Origin of the sequence: Pseudoalteromonas sp. SG41-1 (assembly GCF_014164575.1) — a bacterium.
GTDB classification, from domain to species: domain Bacteria; phylum Pseudomonadota; class Gammaproteobacteria; order Enterobacterales; family Alteromonadaceae; genus Pseudoalteromonas; species Pseudoalteromonas rhizosphaerae.
In genome coordinates, this window is sequence record NZ_JACJFL010000002.1 from 105,570 (window position 1) to 124,262 (window position 18,693).

The following is an 18,693-nucleotide window of genomic DNA, read 5'->3' on the forward strand; positions in this document are numbered from 1 at the left end:
TAATGTCGAGATTTTTTATCGATAGGCCAATTTTTGCATGGGTTCTGGCCATTGTTGTTATGTTGGCTGGAATACTTGCAATAAGGAGCTTGCCTGTAGCGCAGTATCCTTCAATTGCGCCGCCAGCCATTACTATTAGCGCAAGTTATCCTGGTGCGTCAGCACGCACACTTGAAGATTCAGTAACCCAAGTTATTGAACAAAAAATGAAAGGTTTAGATGGCTTGTTGTATATGTCATCAACTTCTGAATCCAGTGGTACAGCAACACTGACACTGACGTTTGATGCAGAAACTGACCCTGATATTGCACAAGTACAAGTACAAAATAAGCTAGCAACAGCTACGCCGTTGTTACCTGAAGAAGTACAACGCCAAGGTGTTGTTGTTGCTAAGTCATCATCTAGCTTTTTACTGGTAGTGGGTTTTGTGTCGCAAGATGGAAGTATGACCAATATTGACATCGGTGATTATGTGTCATCAAACGTGCAAGATATTGTAGCGCGTGTTGATGGGGTGGGCGAAGTACAATTGTTTGGCTCTCAATATGCAATGCGTATTTGGCTCGATCCGGCTAAGTTACAAAGCTATAAACTAACACCAGCGGATATATCTGCGGCGATAAAAGCGCAAAATGCACAGGTATCTGCAGGTCAACTTGGTGGAATGCCGGCGATAGCAGGTCAACAGCTTAATGCGACCGTTACCGCGCAAAGTCGATTACAAACACCTAAGCAGTTTGAAGATATTTTAGTTAAAACTAACAGTGATGGCTCTGTAGTTCGCTTAGTCGATGTCGCAAAAGTAGAGCTTGGTGGTGAAAACTACGGTGTGGTTGCGCGCTTCAACGGCAAACCAGCATCTGGTTTAGGCGTGAAGCTAGCCAGTGGAGCGAACGCCTTGGATACAGCGCAAGGTGTAAAAGATGCACTTGAAGAACTTAAACCATTTTTTCCACAGGGCTTAGAGGCGGTTGTTCCTTATGACACCACTCCTTTTGTTGCATTATCAATCGAAAAAGTAGTGCACACCCTAATAGAAGCGGTTGTTTTGGTATTTGTTGTAATGTACTTATTTTTACAAAACTTCAGAGCAACTATTATCCCAACCATTGCGGTACCTGTCGTATTGTTAGGTACGTTTGGTATTCTATTTACTTTCGGGTATTCAATTAATACCCTCACGATGTTTGCGATGGTATTGGCTATTGGTTTACTCGTAGATGATGCGATTGTTGTTGTAGAAAACGTTGAACGTTTAATGACCGAAGAAAAGCTTTCTGCGGTTGAAGCAACGCGAAAATCGATGGATGAAATTAAAGGGGCACTGGTAGGTATTGCTATGGTGCTGTCGGCTGTATTTATTCCGATGGCATTCTTTAGTGGCTCTACTGGGGTTATTTATCGTCAGTTCTCTATTACCTTAGTGTCGGCGATGGGGCTGTCGGTACTGGTTGCGCTTATTTTAACTCCCGCACTGTGTGCTACGTTATTAAAGCCTAGTCATGTACATACTGATGGTAGCATTATTGGTCGTTTTTTCTCAGGCTTTAATCGTGGTTTTGATAAAACCAATAAAGGTGCGCAAGGTTTTGTTGGTCGTATGATTAAACATTCCAAGCGTTACTTACTAAGCTATGCATTAATTGTAGCTGGCATGGTGGCTATTTTTTCAAGCTTACCAACTGCATTTTTACCTGATGAAGACCAAGGTATTTTGTTTAACCAAGTAATGCTTCCTGCAGGCTCTACTACAGAGCAAACGCTTGAAGTGGTTAAAAAAGTTGAAAACCACTATTTAGAAGATCAATCTGAAGCTGTTAGTTCAATTTTTACGGTAACGGGTTTTAGTTTTGCAGGCTCTGGGCAAAACTCAGCAATTGGTTTTGTTAGCTTAAAGCACTGGGATGAGCGCCAACGTGACGACCTATCAGTGGGAGCCGTTGCAGGAAAAGGCATGGGGTATTTTTCAACGATTAAAGAGGCATTTGTATTTGCTTTTCCACCTCCAGCGATTGTTGAACTCGGTACCGCAAATGGTTTTAATATGTTTTTACAAGACCGTGTTGGTTTAGGCCATGATGAGCTATTAAAAGCGCGTAATCAGTTATTAGGTATGGCGAGTCAAAGTCCAATACTTGCAGGCGTTCGCCCTAATGGGCAAGAAGATATGCCTGAGTTACAGCTGGATATTGACCTTGCAAAAGCAGAAGCGCTGGGTGTGTCGCAAGATAATATTAATAGTACACTTTCGACGGCGTGGGGTAGTAGTTATGTGAATGACTTTATCGACCGTGGTCGCGTTAAAAAAGTATACCTGCAAGGTCAAGCCGATGCGCGAATGGTGCCTGAGGACTTAAATAAATGGTATGTGCGTAATACAAACGGCGATATGGTGACATTTTCAGCATTTGCTAGTTCTTACTGGTCTTATGGTTCGCCTCGTTTGGAGCGGTATAACGGCTTTTCAGCAATGGAAATTCAAGGCAGTGCAGCACCAGGCTACAGTACAGGCCAAGCCATGGATGAAATGGAGCGTTTAGTTAAGCAGTTACCACAAGGTATTGCTTCTGAATGGACCGGTATTTCATATCAAGAGCGATCAAGTGGCGGTCAAGCTCCGTTGTTATATGGATTATCACTGTTATTTGTATTTTTATGTTTAGCTGCGCTTTATGAAAGTTGGTCAGTACCATTTGCAGTAATGATGATTGTGCCACTGGGTATTTTTGGTGCGATTATGGCCGCCTTTATGGGTAATTTATCAAACGATATTTACTTACAAGTGGGTTTATTAACCACCATAGGATTAGCGTCAAAAAATGCCATTTTAATCGTTGAGTTTGCGATTCATAAAATGGATGAAGGCTTGAGTGTAGTAGACTCGGCCATTGCGGCTGTGCGACTTCGCTTACGTCCTATTTTAATGACTTCAATGGCATTTGTGTGTGGTGTGCTTCCGTTAGCTATCGCCTCAAGTGCAGGCTCAGGTGCACAAAATGCATTAGGTATTTCAATTATTGGTGGAACACTTGCCGCCTCGTCACTGGTTGTTATTTTTGTACCTTTATTTTTTGTTTTAGTTCGCAGAGCATTCTCAGGCAAAACTAAAACAACGTCACAGGAGCAATCATAATGACATTCAAAACGTTAAGCTTAGCGAGTCTAAGCGTATTTGTGCTCAGTGCTTGCCAAATGGCACCTCCGCGTGAAGATATCGTGTTGCCGGTGCCTGATAGCTACGCAATACAGAGTGAGCAAGGTAATACAGCTGATTTAAGATGGCAGCAGTTTTTTGCGAATGAAAAACTGCAACACTTGATTGAGCAAACATTAGTTCATAATAAAGACCTTAAACTTGCCGCACTTAATGTGCAGCAAGTTCGTGCGCTTTATCAAATCGAAGACTCTGCCTTATATCCGTCAATCGATTTTGCTGCGTCGGGCACGCGTCAGCGCTTACCGGGAGACTTAACGTCAACCGGTAATGCACAAATTAGCGAGAGCTACAAAGCTACCGTGGGAATGACCGCGTATGAGCTCGATATATGGGGCAAAATTCGTAATCAATCTGATCAAGCTCTGCAAACTTTGTACGCGTCAGAGCAAACTCAAACGAGTGTAAAAATTAGCTTAATTTCTGAGTTGGTAAGTGCGTGGCTAAATTACGCTGCTGATAAAGAGCAGTTAGCGCTTGCTACGCAAACCCTAAAAAGTCAGCAGGCATCACTGGCGTTAACCGAAAAAAGCTATGCACTTGGCGCGGCATCAAAGTTAACGTTGGCACAAATTGAGAGCACTGTAGCCACCGCAAAAGTTGATATTGCTAACTATCAGCGCTTGTTAAAGCGTGATAAAAATGCCCTTGATTTATTAGTAGGTCAGCCGGTTTCAGCGCAGTTGCTACCTGTTGAGAGTTTAGATGAAGTACTAAATTTCCCGACCGTGCCTGTAGGCTTACCATCCGAGTTACTTGAACAACGTCCTGATATTAAAGCAGCAGAGTTTCAGTTATTAGCTGCTAACGCTAATATCGGTGTTGCAAAGGCGGCATTTTTTCCAAGTATTAGCTTAACGGCTAATGCCGGGAGTGCGTCGAGTGATCTAGATAATTTGTTTTCAAGTGGCACTGGCACTTGGAGCTTTATGCCATCGATCACGATACCGATATTTAATATGGGTCGTAATCAAGCAAACTTAGATGTTGCGCAAACTCAGCAACAGATTGCGCTAACAACCTATGAACAAACGATTCAACAGGCATTTAAAGAAGTCTCTGATGCACTTGCCGATAGGGAAGGCTATATGCAGCAGCTAAGTGCGCTTGAAGATCTGTATAACAGTAATCAAGTGTCGTTTACACTCTCTGAAGCTCGCTTTGAAAAAGGCGCCGATAGCTATTTACAAGTGCTGGATGCACAGCGTAATTGGTACAGTGCAGGGCAACAACTCATTAGCGGTAAAAAAGCCTATATTACGAGCCAAATTAGTTTGTATAAAGCGGTTGGAGGCGGTTGGCAACGGTCGGCTCAACAGAGTGAATAGCCGCTAGGCTGCACCACTGTATAGTTTATCACTAGTTTATTAAGTTCTTTGTGGCAACTGACAAAGTTGATGTCAAAGGGCATATAAGCTAGTGATAATTATTAGGTTAAAGAAAAGCAGCGCTTTTCGGAGTTACTATGAAAGAAAAATCTAAAAGACAAACCGACCCTGCACTTGTGCAAGCACGCCGTGAGCAAGTGCTTAGTGCTGCGGCCGATTGTTTTAGACGAAAAGGCTATCATGGCGCAGGAATGGCCGAGATCTCAAAGACCGCAGGGATGAGCGCAGGACATATTTACAATTACTTTGCCAGTAAAGAAGCGATCATTGAATCGATTATAGAACAGGATATGGAAAAACTGTTCTCTATTTTTCAGGAGTATGAAGATCAACCTGGTGACTTAGTAACGATTCTACTCGATGGTTTAGACCACGCAGTGGATCATCATACTGATGTAAACCAAGGTGCACTGGATTTAGAGATGTTCGCTGAAGCTGCGCGCAACGATAAAGTGGCAGAGCAGTTGCGAAAGTCTGATTGTTACGCCAGAGAGAAAATGCGAAATCTTTTATTGAGTGAACGCAGTTTGATAAAAGACCTTAGTGCAACTGAACTTGAAAGCCGTATCGAAGTGATGTTTGCAATGATAAATGGGATCACCATACGTAAAACGCTTAATCCACATGTTGATAAAGCCACGCTATTATTAGCGCTTCGCCCGGCAATGCGGGTGTTGCTTGTACCGTTCTAATTAGAGCCGAGCCCTTAACCGCAAAGAGGTGTCGTTTAATCCTCTTTGCTGCGTTATTTTGGGGCTTAAAGCGTAATACCTTAAATTATAAGTTAAGTATATTTTAGTTTATTCAGTAAATGATTCTTCACGGCTGGCCACTCTGATGCAATAATTGAATAAACAACAGTATCGCGAATCGATCCATCACTTGTTATTTGATGGCTGCGTAAAATACCATCTTGTTTAGCGCCTAGCCTTGCAATTGCCTTTCGCGACTGTTGATTAAAAAAGTGTGTTCTAAACTCAACTGCAATGGCATTGTGAGTATCAAATAAATACTTCAACATCAAAAGTTTACATTCAGTATTTACAGGACTTCTTCGTACAGCCTTGGCATACCATGTGTAGCCTAGTAATGCGCGCTTATGCTGTGCGTCTACGTTATAGAATCGAGTTGTGCCAACTATTTTATGGCTACTATTACACCTTACGGCGAAGGCGCTATTGCCGTTTTTGGCTTCAATAATTGCCCGTTCAACATAACTGTGCATTTGTTCTGGCGAAGGAACATTGGCATACCATAATTTCCAAGACTCTCCATCAAGCACCGCATGTTTTAATTCATCAATATGATGTAAGCTTAACACCTCAAGCGTTATAAAGTGCCCAACCAATGGCATTGGTTTTAACCACTGCATATATTTCCCTTACTCCTAGGGCCATTGTTTAATATCTCAACGTTTTGTACATAGAGATGATCCTATAAGGATTCAATGATAGCAACTTACACAGTGAATTTTACAATTAATCTGTTGATTTCAGCTATAAATCAATAACCTCAAATCCGCTCCATTGACCACTGTACCGCGATTATTGCGATGGCGAGTGAGCCTGCAGGCATCACCCATTTTTGATACCAGTGATAGTTTCTTGCCCAAATAAGGACTGGTAATGTAACTGCTAATATAGCCAGTTGGCCTATCTCTACACCTAAATTAAATGCTAGCACGCTGAGTAATTGATAGTCACTGGATAGCCCTAATTCACCTAATACACTCGCAAAGCCCATGCCATGCAATAAACCAAAGGCGAATGTGACCCAACCTAAACGCACAACTAATGGCCAAATATTGTTAAGAGCTGCAAACAACACCGATATAGCGATTCCCAATTCTACCCAGCGACTGTTAGGTGTAACTAATTGCATTGCAGTGGCGGTCAGAGTGATTGAATGCGCCAAAGTAAATGCGGTAACTATCCATGCGGTGTGTTTGAAGATCGTGACTTTTGATTCTACACCTTGCCATTTTGCTGATTTTTTTACTAATACACAGGTAAGCAACAATGCAATTAAAAATAAGATATGGTCAAGTCCGAGCCAAATATGCAGCACTCCTTGGTAAACATATTGATTAAAAGTGGTGAGGTAACTGCTTTTAGTAAAATCAAAAGTTTGAAGGGCATTATTTTTACTCATCACGCGAGTTTGTTCATTGATAGTGACAATTGCTTTATGATTGGCATCAGTATCGAAAAATGCCTGATAATGAAATGCTATGGCGCTGTGGTTCGTGTCCAGAGCTGGGCAGGATAATTGCAATTTAACAACCACATAGGGTTGATTAAAATGACTATCAAGCTGCAACGGAGCGTCGCTGGTAAGCGTACATACTTGCTCGTCCGCTGATGTTACCGTCAGTGAGGTCAGGACAAAATCACTTATGGCGCTATGTTTTGCACTGATCTCATGCCATGCGATAGCCCCATCTTGGTTTAAATCAAACGCCACCTGTTGCTCTAAATCGGCAACGTTGATTTGCCAACTACCTGTAAAATGGCTGTCATCAATTGCGTTTAAATTAATATAGCTGGTACTTAATTGGTGTGCTTGAGCTGTTCCTTGCAACATGAAAAATAAACACAGGTTACAAAAAAACGCAGTTACAAATGCGTTCATAAAGAGGCTCCTTGTGCACGTGTAAGTAGTTGCTGATCGGCATTAAGCTTGGCTTGTTGCCAATTTATTTTTGCCCAGTATAGGGCTTTTTCTGGCTGTTTATTGATGTCTAAATAATAGTGAGCTAAATCACTGGCATGGAAACTGTCTTGGCGTAATTCACGCAGCGCGACTCTTTGCGCCATTAAATTTTGCCATTGTTTCAGCGAGGTATCGTTGTAGTGTTGCTCTGCAATTGCTAAGCGCAGCAACAAGGCATCCTCTAAATTTTGTTTTTCATTTACCAGTGCGGGCAAAGTGTTAAGCACTTTTTGATAATTCCCTTGCGCTAAATAAATATCTGCCCATAACACTACAAGGCTGACGGGGGCTGTTTTTAATGGCAATGACTGGATATGAGCGAGCGCTTCATCGGGTTTATTGAGTCTCAGTGCCATTTCAGCCAATACATGGCGGGTATTATCGCTTTGTTTATTACTTGTAATACTGTTTGCTAAACTTTGATAACTCTGTGCTAATTGACCGTCTTGGCTTAGTACATCAAATGTACAGGTATTAATTACATCCATTGCTGTTAGAGCCAAGAGTTTTAAGCATTGTTGTTTGGCGGCTTTAAAGTCACCTTGAACCATTAGCATATTGGCGCGTAATAGATGGGTGTTAACATGGTTAGGATCGCGTTTTAGTACTGCATCGGTGATTGCTAAGGCTGCTGAAAATTGATGTTCACGTTGTAAAACGCGTGCATACATGTAGCCAATTTGTGGTGTGGGAGATTGCGCATAGCGCTGCTGTAACTGGTTTTTTAATAAGCCTTGGCGAAGCTCAGTTTGACCTACTTGTTGGCTATTTATCAGTAACGTCATTAATTCGTCTTGATTAAGGTGTGCGGTATTTATTGTGCGGGCTTTTGCGATGATCTCGTCATCTGCTGGCGTATAAGGTTCAGCCCCTGCATTAACAGAGATCAATAAACAAAGGTAAGTAAAAGCACGGGTGATCATAGCATTCTCCTTAAAAAGGCCATCCATGGCCTGCAAGTTTTATTGTGTGATTTAGTTGTTACCTAACAAATCGTCAAATGTGGCATTTTCATCCGCATTTGTGAATGTACGGCCGTTCACACTCAGTGGCTTATCGGTAGCCGCTTGGTTAAATGCTGCACGGCCTAGTTGTGCAAAATCGACTTCAAGTGCTTCAATAGTGATATCAACCATTGCGGTAACTTGGCTGTTTACCCCATCACTGACTGCAAAGGTAAAGCTATCAGAGCCAGTCGTTTCAAGGTTCGGCGTATAGGTGTAACTACCATCACTATTAACCACTACCATGCCTAGCATTGGCTCAGTAACCAGACTGAAGGTAAGAGTATCTCCTTCAGGATCAGAACCTTGTAGCATGTCTTCAATTACAACTTCGGTTTGTGTGGTTACCATATCAGCTGTTGCTATGGGTGCTTTATTTACCATCGGTGGTATCTCGACGGTGTTATGGTCGTCATCATTGCTACAGCCGCTGAGTGTAAGCGCAGCAAGCAATAACCCAAGATGTGATAATTTAAAATGTTGCATGAGTGTTCTCCTTATTTAGACCCTGCAAGTGGAGTTGCTAGATATGGGAAGCTTGCATCCATCATCGTAGCGTTCACTGGTGCACCATCAGTAAATGGTACGTTACCTACACTGGCATCATCAGATGTGCACAGGCCTAAATCAGTATTTGTACCATTTACTGGAATTGGATAGCATAAGCGACCCATTACCACACGTAGCGCAATATCAACTACATCATCACCAGGACGACGGCCATTTGGGAAACCCGCTAAATCATCGCCAGCAACACCGAATGCTGATTGATCTGCTTGTGCTTTTGCAGCGATATTGGTATTTAGACGCAGCATTTCAGCGCCTGTAACAGTGGCCAATTGATTAACGCCTGGGAAACCAGTTAAAAATGCAGTTACTAAGTCATTACGTGGAAAATTCGTTGGTGCAAGGGTCGCTAGATTTGCCCCTAAGGTGGTGTTAACCGCATCTTTGAACAGAATATTTAATAGCTCTGGTAAAGATGGGTGGGTAACATAATCAATAAATTGACCATCGTCTTTAGGCTGTGAACTTGAGAAGGTATCTTTGTCTTTTAAACCAATTACCAGCTCATTAACAAGTGGATTACCTAAACGAGATACTTGAGTAAGCGCACCACCATTTACCGCATTGTTCGCAAATTTAGCATTTGGGTTTAAAATACGCGCCTGTGGTAAGCTAGCTGTAGTCCATGTGCCAATAGTGCCATTGCCATTACCAACTACACAGCTTTTAGGTACTTCAATAGCAATTGCGGTCACATTTTTATCTGCTAAGTCATCATTATCTGCCGATTGTGTAATGCCTCCAGGGAAGCCCTCGCCATCACCTGCGCCCGGCGCACTGTCGCCTTCTACCGGCACATAGTTCACTAAGTCAAAGGTTTTGCCTAGGTTCACCACGAATGGATCTTTACGTTGGCCAACAAATACTTTTGCCATACCGTCACAGCCCGGGATTGCTACTTGATATACAAATTGCGCTGCGTAGCTTTTATAGCCATCCATTGATGAAAACGTTTTATCGCCAATATAATCAAGTGGCTTGTGGAATTCATTACTGCTGGTCATGGTATTAGTTAGCATGGTTTTGCTACCTGTACGCTGATCACCTGCGATCATCGTCATAGTGTATGATTCGCTAAAGTTAACTGCGGCATTATTGCCAGCTGCAACACCACCAACATTTTTAAGTGGTACAGCAACAGTACGTTGGTTGCCTTCAGGGCCAACGGTTAATGCAACGCCTTGATTGTCATTAGGCAGCATACTTTTGAAGTTAAAGGCGAAACTAATATCTTCAATCGCATCGCCATCGTTATCAATATGGATGCTGTAGGTTGCATCAGGATCCATGGCAAAATAGTTAGGTCCACCATAGCCATCTTGCAGTGGAATATAGTTTGCAATCAGGGTGACATAATCACCACGGCCTTGTTCATAACTGTTAAATGCATAAAAATCTGTTGAATCTAAAGTCGGGAAACGACTGATATTTGGAGCTTCACGGTGACTTGACGCCTCTGATGGGGCGCTTACTAAGGTACTGCATACTACAACTGCTAATATTGACGGAGTTAAAGCTTTCATGACTTTGTCCTTTAGTTTTAATAAATAGTGGTCATAGTTAATAACGCATGGTGGTCGTAATTAGATGCAAAGAAACGTAAATAAAGTTAATAAAATGTCTTTTTATTTTTATTGCTTTGATTTTAAAGCAATAAAAAACCAGCTTGCGCTGGTTTTCAACTATCTTTTATTGTTTTACTACAATAAAATTAATTCAGTAGTGTAAAGTACTTCGCTAGGTAAGCCGTTTGGTGAGCCACCTATTGGCTCTATACTAATTGCTAACAGGGCAATATCTTGCGCGTTAAAACGTGCGTCTTTCAATATTGATTTAACGCCATCTTTAGGAAGTAGCCCTAATGATATTGGTATATCTTGCCCTTTTAAAATCATCCACAGCTCATAATCTTTATCCGTCCTTGCCGTAAGCTGCTCGCTGGCTTTTATTGATAAGCCTTGCTCGTTGATATCAATAAACCATAATGGTTTTTCGCTGGCATCTTTAAACAGTGCAATTTGCTGAGTGTTTTGCCCTACAGGCGTTTGTGGCTGCCAAATAATCAAAGCTAATACTACACAGGCTGCGGTAGCAATTAACGACCACGCTTGCCAAATACCAGTTTTAGGTTGAATAACATTGTTCGATACTACTTGCTGTGGGTCAATACGTTGTGAAATTGCTTCCCAAACATGGCTATCTGGCGGCACAGATTTAATTGAGCTGGCTAAATTATTTAAATGTTGCTCCCACATCCAGGTCGCCTCTCGAACACGATTTGATGAGAGCATCAAACGTTGAAAGCGTTTGCGAGCAGAGCCTTTTAATGTTCCTAACACGTATTCAGCCGCCAACATATCGATGAGTTTTTGATTGTCATAATTCATAACGTTAAGCACCTTTGCAACTGTTGCAGGCCGCGTCTGATCCAGCTTTTTACTGTGCCAAGCGGAGTATCAATATGATCAACTAACTCACTGTGAGTCAAGCCTTTGTAGTAGGCTAAGTGGATCGCCTGTTTTTGCTGTTCATCTAGTTGCTCTATACAATCAACGAGTTTACTTTTATCTTCGTAATCAATAGCTAAAGGTGAGTCAGTTAAATCATCTGAGATTGCTGAGTCGTCATCTAGGGCTTGCTCTTTACGGACTTTATGATAGCGCAAAGAGTCTAAGCTACGATAACGAACAATGCTGATCATCCAGCTGATGACAGTGCCTTTAGTTACTTGATAATCAGATGCATTGTGCCAAATTTTCACAAATGCATCTTGTAGCGCTTCTTCAGCATGTGCACGATTGCTTAACATTTTTAAGCTGATCGCAAACAGCTTTGCACTTGTGGCATTATACAATTTAGCAAATGCCTGTTTATTGCCCTGTGCGGTTGCACTTAGTAGAGGTAATAATTCGTCGGTTTCCATAAAGTTCCTATTTTTATTGTCAGTTGGTAAACGTTTCAGGATGTAAATTGGATGCAAAAAACCAACTAAATGATGGGTGCTTACTATTATTTTCATGCTTTTCCACCAGTTAGCCTAGCAGCAAAATACGGCTTATCAAGTTGAGAAGCTCCGTCGGCTATTTGGTAGCAAGGTTTTACAATCGAAGTTTTGAAGTGATTAATGACTCTTTTAAGTAAAACAATATGGCTGACAAAATTGAAATTTTACCAAATTGCAAAAAAATCCCGTTGCTTACAATAAATGCCTTGTTTTAGTTATGGTTAAACGGTGCATGAATGTCATACAATGGGGTAAAAGTAGACCACATAAGAGAGATTAAAATGGCCGCATTCGGTACCGTATTTATGCCGCAGATGATTCAAGCACGTTTTACTGATAACGCTTGGAGCGAAAGCTCTGTTGTTCCGTCAGATAAAATTGAACTTCATGCTGGTGCACATGTTCTTCACTATTCAAGTACATGTTTTGAGGGGTTAAAAGCATTTCGCCATGAAGACGGCTCAGTTTATATTTTCCGTATGGACGCTAACATTGCCCGCATGAAACAAAGCTCGCATTTATTAAGTTTACCTGAAGTTGATGGAGCCATGCTTGAAAAAATGATCATTGATATTGTTCGCCAATATGCTGATGAAACGCCGTTACCACCGGGCTCTATGTATATTCGTCCAACTCATATCGGTACTGAAGCTGCAATTGGTAAAGCGGCTGTGCCGTCATTAAGTTCATTATTGTATGTGCTATTATCACCTGTTGGTGATTACTTTGCTGGTGGCGCGACTGCGCTGCGAGTATTGTTAGAAGAAGATGGTATGCGCTGTGCCCCACACATGGGTATGATCAAAAGCGGTGGTAACTACGCTAGCGCATTAGCACCCATTACGGCAGCACGCTTGCAACATCAAGCCGACCAAATTCTATTCTGTCCAGGCGGTGATGTACAAGAAACTGGTGCCGCAAACTTTATTTTAATTGATGGTAATGAAATTATTACTAAAGCGCTAGACAGCACCTTTTTACATGGCGTGACGCGCAGCAGTATTTTAACCATCGCTAAAAATTTAGGTATGACAGTATCCGAGCGCAATTTTACAGTCACTGAATTACTTGAGCGTGCTGCAAAACCGGGTACTGAAGCTGCTTTATCTGGCACTGCTGCGGTATTAACCCCAGTGGGTACTTTTATTCATAATGATAAAGAATACAAAGTGGGCAGTGGTGAAGCAGGGCCAACGACAATGCGTTTGCGCCAAGCCCTTAACGATATTCAATGGGGTAAAGCACCAGACACCCATGGCTGGTTAACCAAAATCGACGTGTAAAGTTAAACGATATGTTTTTATAAAAAGCCTAGGTTATTTATAACCTAGGCTTTTTTATGGTCTAAGTTATTTAATAATCTATACTTTCAACTGTGTAAGTTAGCTGCAAAGGTGTGTAAAAATAACGTATGTAAACACAGGAAGTATCACTAAACTAATCAGTTGATATCTTAATGCTATGAAATATATATGAATATTTATTTCTGTGAAATTTTATTAGTGGCGCATAGATTGCATTTCTATTTGGGTATAACTAACGACAAAAGGAGCGTTTATGTGGGCCGCAATAAGTTACTTATTATTGGCAATTGTATTTATCATTATGGGGTGGCAGGTTAGTCCTAGCTATTTTTCGCTGCTATTCTATTGGACGGCTTTATCTTTATTACTGGTAAGCGGTGCCTATTTTTTTAATATTGCAAAAATTTTTCGTAAACGAGAAAACGGTGTTATCCCGTTTTACATTCGTTGGGCTTTCATACCTTTTTTATTGGGGGCACAAGTTTATAACGCGTGGAGCCGAAAGCACGATAAAGTACCGCCATTACAACAAATTAACGAACACTTATTTTTAGCCTGTCGGTTATTCCCTTCAGATATAGATACTTTAAAAGATAACGGTATTACCGCGATTTTAGATGTAACCTGTGAATTTGATGGACTTGAATGGTCATCAACACAAGAAAACATAAACTATTTAAATATCCCTGTGCTTGATCATCGAGTCCCAACACGTTCGCAGCTTAATCAAGCGATTAACTGGATTGCCCATCATATTAAAGATAATCGTCGAGTGGTGGTGCATTGTGCGTTGGGTCGTGGTCGATCGGTGTTTGTGATGGCGGCTTATTTACTCAGTCAAAATAAGGAGGCTGATGTACATCAAGTGCTTGCGCAAATAAAAGAAACACGCGAAACCGCTAATTTAAATAAACACCAACTACGTCAACTAGTTAAACGCCATAGAAAGGGTGAGTTATTAATCAAAAATAAAGCGGTATTAATTGCTAATCCAGTTTCCGGCACTAAGTTATGGCAGCAAAAAGAGCATTTAATTGTTGCGCGTTTATCTGCTTATTATAACTTAAAAGTGATGATCACATCAGTCGAGAAAAATGGGATTGTGTTGGCCAAACAAGCGATAGCTGATAAGCCAGATATGATCATCGCCTGCGGAGGCGATGGCACAGTGGCAGAAGTGGCAAGTGTTTTGGTAAACACAGACTGTAAATTAGGTATTATCCCATTTGGCACGGCCAATGCTCTAGCACATGTTTTAATGGGAATTAAGTCAAAGTTGATCCCTGTGGAAGTAGCATGTGATTTGATTATTGAAGGGCAAACCAAGCAAATGGATACAGCATATTGCAATGGTGAGTTAATGCTGCTGTTAGCAGGGATTGGCTTTGAACAACACATGATTGAAAAAGCCGATCGGGATACTAAAAACGAGCTTGGTCAGTTCGCATATTTACAGGGCTTCTGGCAAGCTTTAGGCGAACAAAAAGCCCAAGATTTCACAGTACAGCTAGATGATAACGAGCCGCAGCAAATACATACCAATAGTTTAATTGTCGCTAATGCTGCACCTTTTACTACTTTACTAGCGCAAGGTGGGGGACAGCCTGATCACTATGATGGCTTGCTCGATGTTAATTGGCTTACTCCAAACCAAGACGCATCAGCCAATGTATTAAGTATTGCTGAGCTGGTATTTAGCAGTATTACCCAAGCACATTTTGCGATTAATTCACATCATACCAATGCGCGCCGCGTTGCAATATCGGCGACTCAGGAAATAAAATATGTACTTGATGGTGAAGTTAAAAGTGCTGATAAATTGATCATTGAAATTACTCCGCAATCACTGGCGGTGATCTGTGCAGAGCAGGTCGAGTAACTGAACTTGTTGCGCGTTATAAGCTATAACGCGCAATGGCTGTTACTTCTTTTTAATACTAGGCCACACAAAGCCACTGTTTTGCGGTTGTGCATCGACACAGTTATCGAGGTATAACTGCTCGACCTTGGTACGAGCCCAAGGTGTTTTACGTAAAAACTTTAGGCTCGATTTTACACTTGGGTCTGATTTAAAACAGCGAATATCAACATGCTCACCCATCGCTTTCCAGCCAAGTGTTTGCTCGAGTTTTACTACTATTTGTTCGAGTGTAATGCCATGTAACGGGTTGTTTGCTTGCTGATTCATAATTCACTATTGCTTGATAAAAGTCGCTGCTATTGTAACGTAACTGTGCGTTGATACCAATTCTATTAATTAACGCGAATTGTTTTAGGAGCGGTTGGGTAAATAATTTCATTTTGCTCGTTGAGCATTAACCAATTTAACGCGCTATTATTGTGATGAGGTTTTTTTGCTGCACAAATCACCCGCACATTAGCCATTATAATAATCGCACCTTCGCTGTAGCGTTGATCTTCAAACCAACAGAGTTGTTGCTCGCTAACTATATTTTTTGCGTCAAGAAACAAGGCTGGTTTTTGATTATTACTGAAACTATTAGCCGAGTAAATTACACTGATAAAACAGATGCCTATAATCGTTATAATTCGCATATTTAGCCTTTGCATTAAAAAATAACTACACTAAGCTTATACCTAAGTTATCCCAAAATACTAGTTTCAGTTGCAATTAAATGCGTTTAAACCAGCCCACTTAGGGTTTTAGGGTGACTTGGCCATAAAATGTGTTAGGGTAAAATCCACAAAAATAATTTTCTAAAGACAAGGTGAGCACATGCAATTTAAACAAACGATGATTGACGAATTTACACTGTTAGCAAAATTTCCATTAACCAGTAAAATGCAAGGTATTAAGTTACATAGTGATGCTGATGAAAGCTTATTAAGCGCAGCACAACGATTGTTTGATAAAGGTATTATAGATAGCCCAGATGGCGGTTACTTAACCGATCTGGGCTTAGATCTGATAGAGCACGTAACCGTGCTACACAGTGCGTTGGGTAATTAAAAAATATCAGGCTGCATCCGGTTGGTTTTGTGGTGCAGCACCAATAAATGCATCAAGCTTGTTACAACGTTCATAAATGGCTGCTATTTTCGGATACGCAGTCATATCAACGTTAAAACGATAAGCATTAAAGACTTGCGGCACTAAACACACATCAGCAAGGCTAGGTTTATCACCCACACAATATTCATTTGTATGATCAAGTAGCTGTTCAATTTTTTCAAAACCAACCTCTACCCAATGACGATACCAGGTATTTTTGATTGCATCGTCAGCACCAAGTTCACCGCTTAAATATTTCAGTACCCGTAGGTTATCAATAGGATGAATATCGCAGGCAATGGCATAACATAAATTACGGATCTGGGCTTTTTGCCAGGCATCACCAAATAATAGTGGTGTGTCGGGGTGTGTTTCTTCAAGGTATTCTAAAATTGCCATCGATTGTGCGAGTACACCGTCATTGGTTTCCAGCGCAGGTAATAACCCTTGCGGGTTTTTATCTAGGTATTCAGGTGCTTGTTGCTCAGATTTTAGTAAGTTAACAGTTACTAAATCATGCTGAATATTTTTTAAATTAAGCGCAATACGCACGCGATATGCGGCAGATGAACGAAAATATGTATAAAGTTTCATGGTTCAATTATCCTTGTGGGCCACTGTAGTGTTTTTTAATAGTACGCCAGCAGTCAGTGTAGTTAGGTTGGCGCTCTTTGCCTTCTAATGCGTATTTTGTTGGTGAAATAACGTAACGTGATTCAAACATAAACGCGAGGGTATTTTCGTAGCGTTGCGGTTCAAGCTCTGCGTTAGAGGCCTTTTCAAATACATCAGCTTCTGGGCCATGCGGTGACATACAATTATGTAAACTCATGCCTCCTGGTACAAAACCGTGCTCTTTGGCGTCGTACACGCCTTCAATTAAGCCCATAAATTCACTCATAATATTGCGGTGATAATAGGGTGGGCGAAAAGTCTTTTCTGCCACCATCCAGCGTGGAGGAAAAATTGCAAAATCAATATTAGCAACGCCTTCTGTGCCTGATGGGGATGTCAGTACTGTGAAAATAGACGGATCCGGATGATCAAAGCTCACTGTATTCATTACATTAAAACGTGCTAAATCATATTTATAGGGTGCACTGTTGCCCGTCCAGGCTACAACATCTAAAGGGGAGTGGCCTATATCACAGCGGAACATATTACCGTTGAACTTAGCAACCAACTCAAACTCACCTTCTTTATCTTCAAAGGCAGCAACAGGGTATTGAAAATCACGGTCGTTAGCGTAGCCGTTGGCTCCCACTGGGCCGCGCTCAGCTAACACATAAGCATGACCATAATTTTCACAGATATAACCACGAGCAGTATCAGAGAGCAAAACGACTTGGAATTTAATGCCACGCGGGATCACTGCGATTTCACCCGCTTTAATCATTAAATTACCACATTCTGTTTTCAGCAGTAACTGACCTTGCTGCGGCACAAATAACATTTCGCCGTCGGCATTATAAAAATAACGATCAGTCATTGATTTATTCGCTACATAAACATGGATGCCAATTCCTGTTTGGCCATTGGCGCTGCCGTTTGCAGCCATAGTGATCAAACCATCAATGAAATCGGTTGGTGTGGTTGGAATATCAATTGGATCCCAACGAAGCATTGTAGGTGGAGTCGGGACTTCGGTAATTGGGGCGGTGCGAATTAAACCGTTATCAATTGCGCTGTAATCACCTTGGACAACCGATGGGCGAATACGGTACATCCAAGTGCGGCGGTTATCAGCACGCGGCGCGGTAAATGCGGTGGTACTAAATTGTTCAGCGTATAAATCGTATTTTACTTTTTGCGGGCTAAACTGCCCAATAGGCAATGCGCCAGGCAGAGCTTCGGTTTCAAACTCATTGCCAAATCCTGTCATATATTTTAATTCGCTGGTCATCACTCGACTCCTTTATGTTTTACTGTAAGATACTCTCAAGTGAGACTAAATTCAAACATCGTGCTTTTTGTCACTGTACATATTTATGGACACTTAAACATGATTGTAAATTAAGAGGACATAGCCGTTATGGCACTCGATTTAGAGACATTTTTACCTTATCGTCTGGCTAACTTAGCCAGTGAAATGAGTGAACAGTTTGCACCCGTGTATCAACAGCAAAGTGATTTAAGCATTCCTCAGTGGCGTATTTTGTTTAATTTAGCCCAGTTTGGACAAAGCAACGCGAAAGCATTGTGCGAGCAAGCAGCAATGGATAAATCCACGGTATCGCGTGCTATTAAGGCATTGATAGATAAACACTATGTAGTGAGTTTAATCGATCCAGCAGATAAACGCGCCAGCTTGTTAGCGTTGAGTGAGCAAGGGTTGGGCTTGTATCAGCAATTAGCCCCAGCTGCTTTAGCGTGGGAGAAGAATCTGTTGGATGTTTTAACTCAAGCCGAGTATCAAACCTTGCTTAGTTGTTTAGATAAGTTAACTAGTAAATTAGATGAATAAAACAAAAAGCCCATCAAAAGAT

Annotated in this window: 18 protein-coding genes; 7 read left to right on the forward strand and 11 right to left on the reverse strand. The window is 41.4% G+C overall.

Annotated elements, in window-relative coordinates:
* Nucleotides 1-2: 2 nt before the first annotated feature.
* The 3 genes from H5203_RS02055 to H5203_RS02065 all read left to right on the forward strand — a co-directional run bounded on the left by H5203_RS02055 (nucleotide 3) and on the right by H5203_RS02065 (nucleotide 5,295).
* On the forward strand, nucleotides 3-3,134 hold the full coding sequence (locus H5203_RS02055; protein WP_182819289.1) for an efflux RND transporter permease subunit: 3,132 nt from the start codon (nucleotides 3-5) through the stop codon (nucleotides 3,132-3,134).
* On the forward strand, nucleotides 3,134-4,543 hold the full coding sequence (locus H5203_RS02060) for an efflux transporter outer membrane subunit (protein WP_182733974.1): 1,410 nt from the start codon (nucleotides 3,134-3,136) through the stop codon (nucleotides 4,541-4,543). Before H5203_RS02055 ends, H5203_RS02060 begins: the two co-directional genes overlap by 1 nt.
* Nucleotides 4,544-4,680: 137 nt before the next feature.
* The gene (locus tag H5203_RS02065) at nucleotides 4,681-5,295 is read left to right on the forward strand and encodes a TetR/AcrR family transcriptional regulator (RefSeq protein WP_182739503.1); all 615 of its coding nucleotides are present in this window, start codon (nucleotides 4,681-4,683) and stop codon (nucleotides 5,293-5,295) included.
* A 92-nt stretch (nucleotides 5,296-5,387) separates the two neighbouring features.
* On the opposite strand, the gene H5203_RS02070 is transcribed toward H5203_RS02065, so the two are convergent.
* The 7 genes from H5203_RS02070 to H5203_RS02100 all read right to left on the reverse strand — a co-directional run bounded on the left by H5203_RS02070 (nucleotide 5,388) and on the right by H5203_RS02100 (nucleotide 11,809).
* Nucleotides 5,388-5,975 (reverse strand): GNAT family N-acetyltransferase, encoded by a 588-nt coding sequence (locus H5203_RS02070; RefSeq protein ID WP_182819290.1) that lies wholly within the window; start codon nucleotides 5,973-5,975, stop codon nucleotides 5,388-5,390.
* Between the two features lie 140 nt (nucleotides 5,976-6,115).
* Complete coding sequence (locus H5203_RS02075) at nucleotides 6,116-7,234, reverse strand: HupE/UreJ family protein (protein ID WP_182819291.1); 1,119 nt, start codon at nucleotides 7,232-7,234, stop codon at nucleotides 6,116-6,118.
* Nucleotides 7,231-8,238 carry a hypothetical protein gene (locus H5203_RS02080; protein ID WP_182783526.1) on the reverse strand — a complete coding sequence of 336 codons (1,008 nt, stop codon included), beginning with the start codon at nucleotides 8,236-8,238 and terminating at the stop codon, nucleotides 7,231-7,233. Before H5203_RS02080 ends, H5203_RS02075 begins: the two co-directional genes overlap by 4 nt.
* 51 nt (nucleotides 8,239-8,289) lie before the next feature.
* Nucleotides 8,290-8,805 (reverse strand): Ig-like domain-containing protein, encoded by a 516-nt coding sequence (locus tag H5203_RS02085; protein WP_145234389.1) that lies wholly within the window; start codon nucleotides 8,803-8,805, stop codon nucleotides 8,290-8,292.
* 11 nt (nucleotides 8,806-8,816) lie between these two features.
* A complete protein-coding gene (locus H5203_RS02090) occupies nucleotides 8,817-10,409 on the reverse strand; it encodes a DUF4331 domain-containing protein (protein WP_145234387.1) in 1,593 nt (530 codons plus the stop codon).
* A 177-nt stretch (nucleotides 10,410-10,586) separates the two neighbouring features.
* Complete coding sequence (locus H5203_RS02095) at nucleotides 10,587-11,273, reverse strand: anti-sigma factor domain-containing protein (RefSeq protein ID WP_145234383.1); 687 nt, start codon at nucleotides 11,271-11,273, stop codon at nucleotides 10,587-10,589.
* Nucleotides 11,270-11,809, reverse strand: a complete 540-nt coding sequence (locus H5203_RS02100) for a sigma-70 family RNA polymerase sigma factor (protein WP_182734204.1) — start codon at nucleotides 11,807-11,809, stop codon at nucleotides 11,270-11,272. The genes H5203_RS02095 and H5203_RS02100 overlap by 4 nt, the downstream gene beginning before the upstream one ends.
* A gap of 362 nt (nucleotides 11,810-12,171) precedes the next feature.
* Here H5203_RS02100 and H5203_RS02105 point away from each other — a divergent pair, with 362 nt between their 5' ends.
* Nucleotides 12,172-13,173 (forward strand): branched-chain amino acid aminotransferase, encoded by a 1,002-nt coding sequence (locus H5203_RS02105; RefSeq protein WP_145234381.1) that lies wholly within the window; start codon nucleotides 12,172-12,174, stop codon nucleotides 13,171-13,173.
* A gap of 274 nt (nucleotides 13,174-13,447) precedes the next feature.
* Nucleotides 13,448-15,073 carry a diacylglycerol kinase family protein gene (locus H5203_RS02110; protein WP_145234378.1) on the forward strand — a complete coding sequence of 542 codons (1,626 nt, stop codon included), beginning with the start codon at nucleotides 13,448-13,450 and terminating at the stop codon, nucleotides 15,071-15,073.
* A 42-nt stretch (nucleotides 15,074-15,115) separates the two neighbouring features.
* Here H5203_RS02110 and H5203_RS02115 read toward each other — a convergent pair whose 3' ends face one another.
* Together H5203_RS02115 and H5203_RS02120 are read right to left on the reverse strand one after the other, a co-directional pair.
* Nucleotides 15,116-15,382, reverse strand: coding sequence for a VF530 family DNA-binding protein (locus tag H5203_RS02115; RefSeq protein ID WP_145234376.1), 267 nt, complete (start codon nucleotides 15,380-15,382; stop codon nucleotides 15,116-15,118).
* 65 nt (nucleotides 15,383-15,447) lie between these two features.
* Nucleotides 15,448-15,750 carry a DUF1496 domain-containing protein gene (locus H5203_RS02120; RefSeq protein WP_145234374.1) on the reverse strand — a complete coding sequence of 101 codons (303 nt, stop codon included), beginning with the start codon at nucleotides 15,748-15,750 and terminating at the stop codon, nucleotides 15,448-15,450.
* Between the two features lie 181 nt (nucleotides 15,751-15,931).
* On the opposite strand from H5203_RS02120, the gene H5203_RS02125 reads away from it, so the two are divergent.
* Entirely contained in the window at nucleotides 15,932-16,165 is a 234-nt protein-coding gene (locus H5203_RS02125) for a TIGR02647 family protein (protein ID WP_145234371.1), read from the forward strand.
* 6 nt (nucleotides 16,166-16,171) lie between these two features.
* Here the strand turns inward: H5203_RS02125 and maiA are convergent, their stop codons facing one another.
* Complete coding sequence (gene maiA, locus H5203_RS02130) at nucleotides 16,172-16,801, reverse strand: maleylacetoacetate isomerase (protein WP_182819292.1); 630 nt, start codon at nucleotides 16,799-16,801, stop codon at nucleotides 16,172-16,174.
* 7 nt (nucleotides 16,802-16,808) lie between these two features.
* A complete protein-coding gene (gene hmgA, locus H5203_RS02135) occupies nucleotides 16,809-18,110 on the reverse strand; it encodes a homogentisate 1,2-dioxygenase (RefSeq protein ID WP_182819293.1) in 1,302 nt (433 codons plus the stop codon).
* A gap of 129 nt (nucleotides 18,111-18,239) precedes the next feature.
* On the opposite strand from hmgA, the gene H5203_RS02140 reads away from it, so the two are divergent.
* Complete coding sequence (locus H5203_RS02140) at nucleotides 18,240-18,671, forward strand: MarR family winged helix-turn-helix transcriptional regulator (RefSeq protein WP_182819294.1); 432 nt, start codon at nucleotides 18,240-18,242, stop codon at nucleotides 18,669-18,671.
* Nucleotides 18,672-18,693 lie beyond the last annotated feature (22 nt).